General features: G+C 70.8%; 15 protein-coding genes. 6 read left to right on the forward strand and 9 right to left on the reverse strand.

Features of this window, described 5'->3' with window-relative positions:
• From VGW35_05560 to VGW35_05600, 9 genes are all read right to left on the reverse strand, one after another.
• On the reverse strand, positions 1 to 116 hold a 116-nt coding region (locus VGW35_05560; protein HEV8307115.1), incomplete at its 3' end, for a fructose-bisphosphate aldolase.
• A 26-nt stretch (positions 117 to 142) separates the two neighbouring features.
• Entirely contained in the window at positions 143 to 916 is a 774-nt protein-coding gene (gene pgl / locus VGW35_05565) for a 6-phosphogluconolactonase (GenBank protein ID HEV8307116.1), read from the reverse strand.
• Between the two features lie 96 nt (positions 917 to 1,012).
• Positions 1,013 to 1,798 carry an alpha/beta hydrolase gene (locus tag VGW35_05570; GenBank protein ID HEV8307117.1) on the reverse strand — a complete coding sequence of 262 codons (786 nt, stop codon included), beginning with the start codon at positions 1,796 to 1,798 and terminating at the stop codon, positions 1,013 to 1,015.
• Positions 1,799 to 1,807: 9 nt separating this feature from the next.
• Positions 1,808 to 3,220: a hypothetical protein gene (locus VGW35_05575; GenBank protein HEV8307118.1), complete on the reverse strand. Its 1,413-nt coding sequence runs from the start codon at positions 3,218 to 3,220 to the stop codon at positions 1,808 to 1,810.
• Positions 3,220 to 4,011 carry an alpha/beta hydrolase gene (locus VGW35_05580; GenBank protein ID HEV8307119.1) on the reverse strand — a complete coding sequence of 264 codons (792 nt, stop codon included), beginning with the start codon at positions 4,009 to 4,011 and terminating at the stop codon, positions 3,220 to 3,222. Before VGW35_05580 ends, VGW35_05575 begins: the two co-directional genes overlap by 1 nt.
• A 76-nt stretch (positions 4,012 to 4,087) precedes the next feature.
• Positions 4,088 to 4,360 (reverse strand): DUF3303 family protein, encoded by a 273-nt coding sequence (locus tag VGW35_05585; protein HEV8307120.1) that lies wholly within the window; start codon positions 4,358 to 4,360, stop codon positions 4,088 to 4,090.
• 10 nt (positions 4,361 to 4,370) lie between these two features.
• Positions 4,371 to 5,270, reverse strand: coding sequence for a decarboxylating 6-phosphogluconate dehydrogenase (gene gnd / locus VGW35_05590; GenBank protein HEV8307121.1), 900 nt, complete (start codon positions 5,268 to 5,270; stop codon positions 4,371 to 4,373).
• Positions 5,271 to 5,281: 11 nt separating this feature from the next.
• Complete coding sequence (gene rpiA, locus VGW35_05595; GenBank protein HEV8307122.1) at positions 5,282 to 5,998, reverse strand: ribose-5-phosphate isomerase RpiA; 717 nt, start codon at positions 5,996 to 5,998, stop codon at positions 5,282 to 5,284.
• A gap of 496 nt (positions 5,999 to 6,494) precedes the next feature.
• The gene (locus VGW35_05600) at positions 6,495 to 6,683 is read right to left on the reverse strand and encodes a hypothetical protein (GenBank protein HEV8307123.1); all 189 of its coding nucleotides are present in this window, start codon (positions 6,681 to 6,683) and stop codon (positions 6,495 to 6,497) included.
• A gap of 129 nt (positions 6,684 to 6,812) precedes the next feature.
• Between VGW35_05600 and VGW35_05605 the strand changes: the two genes are divergently transcribed.
• From VGW35_05605 to VGW35_05630, 6 genes are all read left to right on the forward strand, one after another.
• Positions 6,813 to 7,070, forward strand: coding sequence for a hypothetical protein (locus tag VGW35_05605; GenBank protein HEV8307124.1), 258 nt, complete (start codon positions 6,813 to 6,815; stop codon positions 7,068 to 7,070).
• Positions 7,071 to 7,324: 254 nt separating this feature from the next.
• Positions 7,325 to 8,647, forward strand: coding sequence for an ABC transporter substrate-binding protein (locus VGW35_05610; protein ID HEV8307125.1), 1,323 nt, complete (start codon positions 7,325 to 7,327; stop codon positions 8,645 to 8,647).
• Between the two features lie 63 nt (positions 8,648 to 8,710).
• Positions 8,711 to 9,442 carry an ABC transporter ATP-binding protein gene (locus VGW35_05615; GenBank protein HEV8307126.1) on the forward strand — a complete coding sequence of 244 codons (732 nt, stop codon included), beginning with the start codon at positions 8,711 to 8,713 and terminating at the stop codon, positions 9,440 to 9,442.
• Between the two features lie 40 nt (positions 9,443 to 9,482).
• Positions 9,483 to 10,187 (forward strand): ABC transporter ATP-binding protein, encoded by a 705-nt coding sequence (locus VGW35_05620; protein ID HEV8307127.1) that lies wholly within the window; start codon positions 9,483 to 9,485, stop codon positions 10,185 to 10,187.
• Positions 10,188 to 10,328: 141 nt separating this feature from the next.
• The gene (locus VGW35_05625; protein ID HEV8307128.1) at positions 10,329 to 11,195 is read left to right on the forward strand and encodes a branched-chain amino acid ABC transporter permease; all 867 of its coding nucleotides are present in this window, start codon (positions 10,329 to 10,331) and stop codon (positions 11,193 to 11,195) included.
• Positions 11,192 to 12,181: a branched-chain amino acid ABC transporter permease gene (locus tag VGW35_05630; protein ID HEV8307129.1), complete on the forward strand. Its 990-nt coding sequence runs from the start codon at positions 11,192 to 11,194 to the stop codon at positions 12,179 to 12,181. The genes VGW35_05625 and VGW35_05630 overlap by 4 nt, the downstream gene beginning before the upstream one ends.
• Positions 12,182 to 12,215 lie beyond the last annotated feature (34 nt).

A 12,215-nucleotide genomic window follows, 5' to 3' on the forward strand; every position in this document is an offset into this window, starting at 1 on the left:
AGCTTCCCGGTGCCTCCGAGGCGGCCGTGCGCGAGGAGCCGGGCGAGGTTGGTGAGGGTGCCGGGGCTGTCGCTGCCGTACCAGCCGAGGATCTCGCGAACGCGATTGGTCGTCATGGCTCACTGCCTCCGGTTGGTGTCGGTCACGGCCATGGGCGGGCGCTCACGGGTGCCGTCAGTCGGGTGGTGAGGCGCGCCGCGGCGGCGCGGTCCACGAGCCACACGGGCCCGCCCGCGTCGGGCCGGACCCCCTGAGCCGGCAGCCGCTCCGGGTCGGGGGGCTCTTCGAGGATCGCGCGCAGGGCCGGGGCTTTGTCGGCGCCGACGACGAGGAAGAGGACGCAGGCGGCGCGGTTGAGGATGGGGTAGGTCAGCGTGATGCGGTCGGCCACCGAGAGCGTCGGCACGCGCGTGGCTACGACCCAGCGGATGCGCTCGGCGAGGGCCGCGGTCCCGGGGAAGAGGGAGGCGGTGTGGCCGTCGGCGCCGATGCCGAGCATGACGAGGTCGAAGTCGGGCGGCGGCCCGCCGGGCCGGCCGCCGAGGACCCGGGCGATCTCGGTCTCGTAGGCGGCGGCGGCCGCCGCGGGATCGGGCGCCTCGCCGGTGATCCGGTGGACGCGCTCGGCCGGAATCGGCACCGCGTCGAGCAGTGTCTCCCTGGCCAGGCGGTAGTTGGACTCCGGGTGTTCCGGCGCCACGCACCGCTCGTCGCTCCAGAAGACCTCGGTCCGGCCCCAGGGCACCGCGGACCGGAGCGGCTCGCGGGCGAGCCGCCGGAAGGCCGGGCGAGGCGTCGCGCCGCCGGCCAGCGCCACGGCGAAGCGGCCACGGGCCGCCACCGCCTGGCGCGCGAGGTCCGCCACCCGCGCCGCCGCCTCACCGGCGACGGCCTCCGCGTCCTCCAGCACGATCACGGTGTCTTCTCGCGCCCTCGGCACCGAGGCAACAAAGCACCTTTTCGGGTGGGGGTCAAGGCGGCGAACCCTTCCTCGGCACGCCCGTATCGCTGATCACCGTGATTCCGGCGGCCAGCGATCGTCGGCGGCGAGGAAGGCGTCCCACAGTCGCTTCCATGCTCGCCAGTCGTGTCCGCCGGGAACAGTGAGCACGCGGGTGGCCGGGAGGATCTCGGCCAGCAGGCGACAGGCGGGCGCGAATCCGTCGTGCTCGCCGTATCCGAGGAACAGCCTCGGCAGCTCCGCGGTCGGCGCCTCGTAGCGCTTCAGCCAGCGCCACAGCTGCCGCTGGTGATCGCCCTCCGGGCTCTCCCCCGGCTGCCAGTGTCTCAGGCCGCCGGCCGCTTCGATCTCGCGAACGATCGCGCGGTCGCCCAGAAACGGCGCCAGGAGCACCATCCCGTCGAGCTCGCGGGAGTGCTCGCTCGCGTACAGGGAAGCGCCCAGCCCGCCCAGCGAGATCCCGACCAGCCAAACACTCGCGTAGCCGGCGGCGTGGGCGGGCGCGACCACGTCCTGGCGCAGTCGTTCGAGCACGGTTCGGCGCAGATAATACCCGAAGTGCGCGTCGACCACGATGAGGTCCGCTGGTGCCTCCGTTCGCATCACCGCCTCGATGAAGCCGTTGGACTCGTAGTCTTCCACCACATCCGCGATGCCGGGCAGGAGGATCATGAGCCGGCGCGTCGGCGCGCTCGCGCAGCGGTACTGACGGACCGCCAGCGGTGTCGGCGCCGGCAGCAGGGCGATCGTCTTCGGCACGCGCCGAGCCAGCGCGCTCAGGAGGTTCCGGCGAACCCGCTGGAGCCGGTGGACCCGTCGCCGAACCCATCCCGTCATCCGATGCCCTCAGCCGCTCCAGCGGACGCGAGTGTCCCGGACTTCGCGACTCAGGAGGCGCTCGAGGGCACCGAGCGGCACGGCCGGCGGCAGCGGGTGGCGCGAGCCAATCTTCTTCGGCAGATCGTGGTGATAGCGCACAAACGCGGCGAAGTCGCGCGGGAACGCGCGCTCGTCGACGCCGATGAAGACGCCGCGCCGTCGCGCGCGCCCGAGCAGGGCGCGCCACTGCTCGATCCGAACGAGTCCGACCGACTCGACCCCGTGCGAGAACAGCATCATGGCGATCTCGTCGAATGGCTCGGTCCGATCGAGGTAGGTGGCCAGGGCCTGCGCCGATGGCTCCTTGTTGAACACCATCCAGAACGGCACCGAGCCGGTCCGGAACGTCCAGTACGGCTCCAGGAGGATGAAGGACTCGACGAGCAGCCGACGCTCGTCCAGGCCGCGCTCCCGATACCACTGCCGGTAGAGGTCGGCCACCACGGGGCTGAAGTCCTCCGGTTGCTCGAAGAGGATGCGCACCACTCGCCAGCCCTGCTGGCGCGCCAGCCGTTCCACATCGTCCCGGAGGGCCGCCTCGAAGCCCCACTCGGCTTCCGGGCTCTCCCCGTCGGGTGTCGGCGCGTCCCACCGTGTGTGCCGCGACCGGTACCGGGCAAGGTACGCTTCGACCCGTGGGCTGCCCCGGTGGTACTCGTCGGCCGTGGCGCCGCCGAGCGCCCCGAATTGGAAGAGGTGCCGCTCGCCGAGCCGCGTCGTCGGCCAGCTGAGCCCGCACTCCACGATCAGGACCACGCCGCCGGGCTCGAGCGTCTCGCGCAGGAAGCGCTCGTAGGCGGCCCCGAGACGGAGTCGCTTGACACGGAAATAGGCCATCCGCTGAATCATGAGCCGGTCCTGGTTCGGGTCGTGCATGTGGTGGAGCTGCACGTCCGGATTCTGCTCCAGGAAGATCCGCGCGGGCTCCCGGGCCCATGCGAGATCGGCCTTCGGCTCGTCGGGATCGAGGCCAGCCCGCGCGACGGGCATCAAGAATGTCTGCGGCAGCCACGGCACGCCGAGCGCGGCGTAGAGGTGAACGGCGGCCCCGTTCGACGACCCGATCGCCACCGCCGGAAACCGCCGCTGCGGATAGAGCCCGACCATCCAGGCGGCGACATCCTCGGCTCGCGCCGCGCGAAGGCGCCGGGGGCCCACGGTTTCGGCCCACCCGCCCCAGATGTAGACCTGCTCCCGGAGCACGCGCGGGAGCCCGTTCACCAGGCGGCCGACCCCGCGCATCACGGGCTCGCTCCACGGCGGGAGCTCCCCGAGCAGCGGGAAGTCTCGCCCATGTAGGAAATTGGCCAGCGCCCGGACCATCGCGGTGGCCGAGTCGAAGTTCGCGACGGGAGGCTTGCTCGTCCCGGACCGCGCCATCAGAGTCGGAGAAACGGTCGGATCAGGTCCACGAACTGGCGGGGAGCCGCGTAGTTGATCGTGTGGCCAACGCCCGGCATCACCCGCAGCTCGCCGCGCGGGAGCAGCCGCGCGACTTCCTCGGCCCACTGCTGGGGGACGATCGGATCTCGCTCACCCCGCACCACCATGGCCGGCGCGTCGATGTGCGGCAGCTTGTCTTCGATGCGGTCCGCCAGCACCAGCTTGAAGGTCATCCAGGCCCGCCGCAGCCCCGCCGCCCGGTAGTCCTTGAGCGAGACCCAGCCCAGCGACTTCGGCTCGTTGGGCGAGTTGAGAATCGAGCGCCAGATCTGCTGTCGCATCGTCCGCGCGGCGGGGTCGACGGTCGGCCCCTGGAGCACCAGGCGCCGCACCCGGGCGGCATGGCGCACCGCGAACTCCGCCACGATCTGACAGCCGAACGAGTTGGCGACGAGATGGGCCCGGTCCAGGTGCACCGCCTCCATCCACGTCGCCAGCGCGTCGGCCAGCTGCGGCAGCCGGAGGATCGGCCGAGGCTTGTAGCTCTTCCCGTAGCCGGGGAGATCGGGCGCATACACGTTGCACAGAGGAGCCAGCCGCTCGGCGGTCGGCGCCATGTACCGGCTCGACACGACCATCCCGTGCACCAGCACCACGGCCGGCCGGCCGGGGACGCGGCGGCCCGCCAGCGCATGAATCACGCCGGCCGGCAGGGTGGTCCAGTCACTGACCAGTAGGGCGCCAGCCGCCGGCCGCCGGTCGTGACCGCGCGACGATCGGGTTCCCATCGCATCGCGCCCCTGTCTCCCATGATACCCGGTGGCGGTCGGCGGCGTACCGCCGAGCAGCGTCGCGGCTGGCGGGTCAGAGCAGCGGCGCGATGTCCTCGGCCGTCTCCTTCGAGGGGACCACGGGGACGAACTCGAACTCGATGAGGTCCTGCCATCGGGCGACCCACTGCTGGAGCAAGCGCGGATCGCCGCACTCCATGAGCTGGAAGCAGCGATCGAAGTTCGCCTCGATCCAGCTCCCGACGTAGGCGAGGCCCTCCGGCGCCATCCGTCCCTCGTCCCGAAAGCGGCGATAGACGGCCCGGGCGTCGCGGTTCTTGAACCGCTCGATCACCATGAACAGCATGCCACGCTCCTCACGTCTTGCGCTGGACGGCGTGACCGCCGAACGCGTTGCGGAGCGCGGCCAGCATCCGGTCGGCGAACGGGTCGGCGTCGCGGGAGCGGAAGCGGACGAACAGCGAGGCCGTGATGGTCCAGAGCGGGACGTCGTGCTCGATGGCGTCCAGCACGGTCCAGCGGCCCTCGCCCGAATCCTCGACGTAGCCCTTGATCTTCTCGAGCCCGGGGTCCTCCTCGAGCGCCAGCGCGGCCAGCTCCAGGAGCCAGGACCGGACGACGCTCCCCTGCATCCAGAGCTTGGCGATGGCGGGCAGGTCGAGGTGAAAGGGGCTCCGGTGCATCAGCTCGAAGCCCTCGGCGTAGGCCTGCATCATCCCGTACTCGATCCCGTTGTGCACCATCTTCACGTAATGGCCGGCGCCGTGGCCGCCCATGTAGCCGTAGCCGTTCTCGGGGGCCAGCGTCTTGAAGATCGGCTCGAGGCGCCGGAAGATCGGCTCCTCGCCGCCCACCATCAGGCAGTACCCGACCTTGAGCCCCCAGATCCCGCCGCTCGTCCCCACGTCCAGGTAGTGGAGCCCGAGCGCCCGCAGCTCTTCGGCGCGCCGCGCGTCGTCGTGGAAGTTCGAGTTCCCGCCGTCGAGGACGACGTCGTCGCGGGAGAGGAGCTTGGCGAGGGTGGCGACGGTCTCCTGGGTCGGGGCCCCCGCCGGCACCATGATCCACACCGCCCGGGGCGGCTCGAGCTGAGCCACCAGATCGGCGAGCGTGGTGGCGCCGGCGGCTCCATGGCCTTCGGCCTCGCGCACCTTGTCGCCGCCGCGATCGTAGGCGACGACGCGGTGGTCGTCTCGACGGAGCCGGATCACCATGTTCATGCCCATGCGGCCGAGACCGACGAATCCGATCTGCATGTGGAGGCTCCTTAACCTGGCGCGCGGCGCAGGGTCCGCACCTCGCCGGCCTCGGCGAGGAGCACCGTGTCCGCGGTACCGAGGAAGAGGCCAGTGTCGACCACGCCGGGGATGCGGCGGATCGCGCCCTCGAGGGCGGCGGGGTCCTCCAGGGGGCCGATCCCGCAATCGAGGATCAGGTTGTGATTATCGGTGACGAAGGGCTGGCTGTCCATCTCGCCGGCCACCCGCAGTCGGGGCCGGCAGCCGAGCGCTTCGAGGCGGGCCTCGCACAGATGTCGGGCCAGCGGGATGACTTCGACGGGAAGGCGGCCGCGGGCGCCGAGCCGCGGCACGAGCTTGTCCGGCGTCACCAGGATGACCTGCCGCCGGGAGGCGGCGGCCACGATGCGCTCGCGGACCAGGGCGCCTCCGTAGCCCTTGATCAGGTTCAGCTCCGGATCGACCTCGTCGGCGCCGTCGACGGTGAGGTCGAGAGGGTCACGGCCGAGCTCGACGAGGGGGATTCCGACCTCCCGGGCGAGAGCGGCGGTGGCCGCGGAAGTCGGCACCCCGCGGGCGGTGAGGCCCTGGCCGACCCGCGCCCCGAGGGCGCGCACGAAGGCGGCGGCGGCCCGGCCCGACCCCAGGCCGACCAGGGCGCCGCCCGCCCGACCCGGAACGAGGCCCAGCGCGTGCGCGGCGAGGCGCCGGAGGTCGTCCGGACTGACGGATTGCGGCTGGGTCATCGGCCGGTCGAGGAGCTTCAGGATAGCAGAAGCCGAAGAGCGCGGGCAGGTCCGGGCGCCCGCGGGCGTGGCGGCCGGGCGGGCCCACCGGCGGGCTCGTCGGGGCCCGACGCGCTGGCGCCGGGCCGGTCGTCTCAGCGGCGACTGGCCTCGGGAACTCGCCGCAGGTACCGGTCGACCGCCTCCCGCATCACCGCTGACAGGTTGCGTTCTTCGGTCACCGCCCGCAGCTTGAGCGCCTTGATCTGCTCGGGGCGCAAGTAATAGGTGGCGCGTCGGTATGCATTCGGGGTATGTTGACTTGTTGACCGTGGGCGCTTTTTTTGTCGAGCCATGCCGCCTTCCGCCGTCAAGAGTCAGGGCGCGCGAGTCCCTACGGCATATCTATGCAGACGAGGTGCCAACACGCTGACAGGCCGCCGGGAGGCGCGGGCGCCGGCCGGCACACAACCGCCGGCGCCTTCAGGTCCGTCGCGTGCGGCCCGCCGACCGATGCTCAAAAGGTGTTCCTTCTGACCGCGATCGCCCAGAGATCGCCATCCCTCTCGGCGCAGGTGATGGTCACGCTGACGCCCCGGTCGAGATTCTCGAGGGCAATGGCCTCGGGCACCCGGATGCGGGCGCTGCCCATCAGGACGATCCTGCCCGCGCGGTCCACGGTCTGGATGACGCCGGCGATCACCACTGGTGTCCCTCCCGGGGGAGAGCCGACTGGAACGGCGGCATTCTACTATCAAACGTCTGTAAGGACTACAAGGTACTAAACGGGAACGACGGAACGGGCGGTACGGGGGAGGGGAAGGGACGAGCGCCGATGCGACGCCCACGAGGGAGCCCCGCCAGACCCGCGCGAAAGGTCAGGGCGACGTTCCACCTCCCGGTGGAGGTCTTTGAAGAGGCTCGGGACGCCGTGGTCTACCTGTCGGGTCCTCCGGTTCGGCTGACGCTGGCCGCCCTGGCGGAGCGGGCGTTGAGGCGAGAGCTGGACCGGCTCAAGAAGGCCCACACCGAAGGAAAGGACTTCCCGCGCCGCCGGGGTCGTCTCCGGAGCGGAAGGCCGATCGGCTCCTGACCGGCCGCGCCGGCCCGGCGAGGGCGTGCGCCCTCTCCCTCACCGGCGGAGCGTCGGGAAGGCCTACATGAGCCAGCGGCCGGCGGCGTGGCGCGCGGAGCCCGCCCTGTTCAGCGCGGGCCGTTTTGGTGTATCGTGAAGTCCCCGCCGGCCGTCGCGTTTTCGGGCGGCGCGGTCGTGTCGCACTCTCCTTCCGGGGTCGCAACGGGACGCTGGGTGTCGGGCACTCTCGCTCGAGTCAGGAGGTATCGGAGATGAGGAAAGCGTGCATCGCCGTGGCGCTCCTTCTTCTGGGAGCGGTGGCGCTCGCGGTGGCCCCGATGAAGCGCGCCGACGCTCAGGGCCAGACCATCAAGATCGGCGTGCTCTTCGACCATACCGGGCCATTCTCGGCGGCCGGCTCGCTGAACTGCTGGCGCGGCGCCAAGATGATCATCGACTACTTCAACGAGAAGGGCGGCGTGCTGGGCAAGTACAAGATCGTCCAGGTCGACGGCGACAGCCAGTCGAAGGCCGAGGCCGCCATCAACGAGGCCGAGCGCCTCTTGAACGTCGACAAGGTCGACATCCTGGCCGGCATCTATTCGAGCGCCCACGCCGTCCCGCTGGCCGAGAAGGTGGACAAGCAGAAGAGGTTCCTGTGGATCACCACGGCCATCGCCGACGCCGTCCTCAAGGACCGGAACCTCCAGTACACGTTCCGGCCGCAGCCGAACGGCGGACTCTTCGGCGCGCTGTCCGTGCAGTACATCGCGGCCTACTCGCCCGAGAAGCTGAAGAAGCCGGTCAAGGACCTGCGGGTGGCCATCATCTACGAGGACGGTCCGTACGGGACGGGCGTGGCCGCCGCCAACGAAGCGGAGGCGAAGAAGCAGGGGATGCAGGTCGCCCTCAAGGAAGGGTACTCGGCCAACGCCCCCGACCTGGGCTCGCTCGTCACCAAGCTGCGGGCGGCGCGGCCGGACGTTCTCTTTCACACCGGGTACAATCCCGACATCGCGCTCTTCCTCCGCCAGGCCAAGGAGCAGGGACTCCGGGTGCGGGCCTACGTCGGCCACGGGGCCGGCCACAGCCAGCTCGACAAGCTGAAGGAGGCGTTCGGCAACGAGATCGAGGGCTTCCACACCGTGGACCCCCCGGCGGCCCAGCTCATCGAGGCCCGCAACCTGAAGCCGGGGCTCGGCGACCTGACCCAGGAGATGGTGAAGCGCTACAAGGCGTTCGAGCCGAACATCCCGGTGGGCGCCATCGCCCCGCACGTCTCGATGGGCTTCGACAACCTGTGGATCCTCCTGAATGACGTGCTGCCGCGCGCCATCCAGAAGCACGGCGGCTTCGACCCCGAGGCGCTGGCCAAGGCCGCCCGGGAGACGGACATCCCGGAGGGCGGGACGATGCAGGGCTACGGGGTGAAGTTCCACCCGCCCGGTCACCCCATGGCCGGCCAGAACGAGCGGGCCTTCGCGGCGGTGTTCCAGGTGATCGAGGGGCAGTTCAGGCACGTCTATCCGAAGGTCATCGCGACTGCAGCGCCGGTCCTCCCCCTGCCGCCGTCATCGCCGTTTGCCGCGCGCTGACACGACCCTCGTCCGGCGCCGGGGGGGGCGCGGGCTCCCCCCGGCGCGGGGCTCGCGGCCCCCGTGCTGACGCTCACCGGCCTGACCAGGCGGTTCGGCGGCTTCACCGCGCTGAATCGTGTCGGCTTCGAGGTCGGCGAGGGCGAGATCCTGGGGCTCATCGGGCCCAACGGCTCCGGGAAGACCACCCTCTTCAACTGCGTCTCCGGCGCGCTCCGGCCGAGCGCCGGCTCGATCCGCTTCCGGGGCGAGGAGATCGCAGGATTCACCCCCGACGTCGTCTGTCATCGCGGGATCGCGCGCACCTTCCAGATCCCGCGTCCCTTCCGTAAGCTCTCGATCCTGGAGAACGTCGCCCTGGCCGCGCACTACGGCACGAACCGGCGCGACACCGAGGCCCAGGCGCGGGTCCGGGCCCGGGAGATACTGGACCTGGTCGGCCTCCCCGCCGCCGATGGCGCCTCGACCGCCTCGCTCGGCGCCGCCGGGCTCAAGAAGCTCGAGCTGGCCCGCGCGCTGGCCTCCGGCCCGGCGCTGCTCCTGGCCGACGAGAGCCTGGGCGGCCTGGACCCGGCCGAGATGGCGGCGGCCGCCGACCTGCTCAGGCGGATCCGTCGCGAGCTCAAGATCACCATCGTGTGGGTCGAGCACATCATGGCGACGCTCATGCGGGTGGTGGACCGGGTCATCGTCCTCGACCACGGCGAGAAGATCGCCGAGGGCCGGCCCCACGAGGTGGCCGAAGACGCGCGCGTGATCGAGGCGTATCTGGGCGAGAAGCTGGTGCTGACGTAGCGCCGGGCCGAGACCGGTGGCCTGTCCGGGGTAGCTCGGGATGCTGGAGCTGCGGAACGTCACGGCCGGCTACGGCCACTTCACGGCACTGTGGGACGTGTCGCTGCGGGTCGGTGCCGGCGAGGCGGTGGCCGTGGTGGGACCGAACGGCGCCGGCAAGACGACGCTCCTGCGCGTCATCTCGGGTCTGGTGCCGCCGGGGGCCGGCGCCATGGAGTTCGAGGGCGCCTCGCTCGCGCGGCGCGAGGCCCACGAGATCGTCGCCCGGGGGATCGCCCACGTCCCGGAGGGTCGCCGTCTCTTCCCGGGTCTCACCGTGGCCGACAACCTGAAGATGGGCGCCTTCCTGCCGCGCGCCCGCCGCGGCTTCCGGGAGAGCCTGGACCGCGTGTACGCGCTGTTCCCGGTGCTGGCCGAGCGCCGCCACCAGCGGGCCGGCAGCCTCTCGGGGGGCGAGCAGCAGATGCTGGCCATCGGGCGCGCCCTCATGTCGCGCCCGAAGCTCATCCTGCTGGACGAGCCCTCCATGGGCCTGGCGCCCGTGATGGTGCTCCGCGTGTTCGACTTGATCCGCCAGATCCGCCAAGAGGGGTACACGATCCTGGTCGTGGAGCAGAACGTCCGGCAGGTGTTGAAGCTCGTCGATCGAGCCTACCTCCTGGAGGTCGGGCGGATCAAGATGGAGGGGCGCGCGGATGCGCTCTCCGAGCAGGACTTCGTCCGCAAGGCCTACGTCGGTCTATAACCTCGAAGGGGGGCTACGCCCCCCTCCGAGCCACCCCCCGGGTTGCGCGGGCGAAGCCCGCGCTCGGAGCGCTTCGGCCAGAAGCGTGAGAAGGGTCGAGGGCGTGATTGGCGTAAGGAGAGCGCGGAGGACCGGGGCCTGATGATCGACCCGATCTTCCTGGCCGAGGCTGCCGTCAACGGCCTGCTGCTCGGCGGGGTCCTCGCCCTCCTCGCCCTCGGGCTGAACCTGATCTTCGGCGTCATCGACATCGTCTGGATCGCGTACGTCGACATCGTGATGGTCTGCATGTACGCCGTGTACTTCCTGGTGATGGGCTACGGCTGGCCCGTGTGGGCGGCCGGCGTCGCCGCCGTGGGGCTCGGCGCCCTGTTCGGCACGGCCGTGCATCTCCTGATCATCACGCCGATCCTGGGAAGCCCGCCGATCAACCAGCTCCTGGCCACCGGCGGCCTCCTCTTCTTCCTCCAGTCCTTCGCGACGTTCCTGTGGACCACCGATCACCGGACGGTGCGCCTCGCGCTGCCGATCGTCGAGGTCGGCGGCATGTTCCTGTCCTTCGCGCGCTTGATCGCCTTCGGCCTCTCGATCCTGGCCATGATCGGTCTCTATCTCTTCCTGACCCGGACCTACATCGGGACCGCCATCCGGGCGGTGTCGCAGGACCGCGAGGCCATGGCGCTGATGGGAGCCCGGCCCCAGCGGGTCTACATCGTCACCTCCGCTGTGGGCGGCGCCATGGCCGGGCTCGCCGCCGCGCTGCTCTCCATCCAGTACTCCGTCCATCCCTTCTTCGGCGCGGCCTTCGGCCCGCTCACCTTCATGATCTGCGTGCTGGGGGGCCTGGGGAACATGGTGGGCGCGTTCGTGGCGTCCTTCGTGATGAGCGAGATCATCTCCGTCGGCGGCGTGGTCATCTCCACCGAGATGGGATACGTGATCGCCTTCGTGGTCTTCATCGTCATGATGTTCGTCCGCCCGGGCGGGATCCTGGCCCGCCGCGAATGAAGGCCGCCCGGCTGGTCGGCGGGGTGCTGCTGGCCCTCTTGGCCGCCGCGCCCTTCCTGCCCATGCGCGGGATGCAGGACTACACCGTGCACGTCATGGTGCAGATCTTCATCTGGTCGTTCATCGGGCAGGCCTGGTCCCTGATGGGGCGGTTCGGCCTGGTCTCGCTGGGCCACGGGGCGTTCCTCGGCCTGGGCGCGTACACGACCACGCTCCTGTGGAACTTCTACGGGCTGACGCCCTGGATCGGCGGCCTGGTCGCGGTCGGCGTCACCATCGCCCTGGCCGTGGTGGTCGGCTACCCCTGCTCGCGGTTCCAGGTGGTCGGGCACTATTTCGCGCTGGTGACCCTGGCCGTGGGCGAGGTCGTCCGCCTCCTGATCATCGCCGAGCGAGACTGGACCGGCGGGTCGCTCGGCCTCACGGTCAAGCCGATCGGGGTGGACAGCCTGGTGGCCATCCAGTTCGCCGATCGGCGGGTCTTCTACTACGGCGCGCTCGGGCTGTGGCTGGCCGGCCTCTACGTCTGGGCCCGCCTGGACCGGAGCATGGCCCGCCGGGCGATGGAGGCGATCGGGGAGGACGAGACCGCCGCCGCCTCGGTGGGGATCCACGTGACGCGCTTCAAGCTCGGGATCACGGTGCTGTCGGCCGCGCTCACGGCGGTCGGCGGCATCGCCTACGCCCAGTACATCAGCTACGTGAACCCCGACACGCTGGCGGGGATCGGCGTGTCGCTCCGGATCGTCTTCGCGGTGGTCCTGGGCGGCATGTACTCGCTCCTCGGCCCCACCGTCGGCACCGCCCTCACGATCGCGCTCAGCGAGTACCTCCGCGTCGTGTTCGGCCTCCGCTTCATCGGGATGGCCGAGACCATCTACGGCTTGCTCCTGATGATCTTCATCATCTTTCTGCCGGCCGGGATCTACGGGAGTGCCCGTCAGTTCGTGGGCCGCCGCCCGGGGGCCGCTCGGGCACCGGCCTGAGTGACACCGGCCGGGTGGTCGCGGCGAGGCGCCC

Source organism: Candidatus Methylomirabilota bacterium (genome assembly GCA_036005065.1).
In the GTDB taxonomy this organism is placed as follows: Bacteria; Methylomirabilota; Methylomirabilia; order Rokubacteriales; family DASRDR01; genus DASYQW01.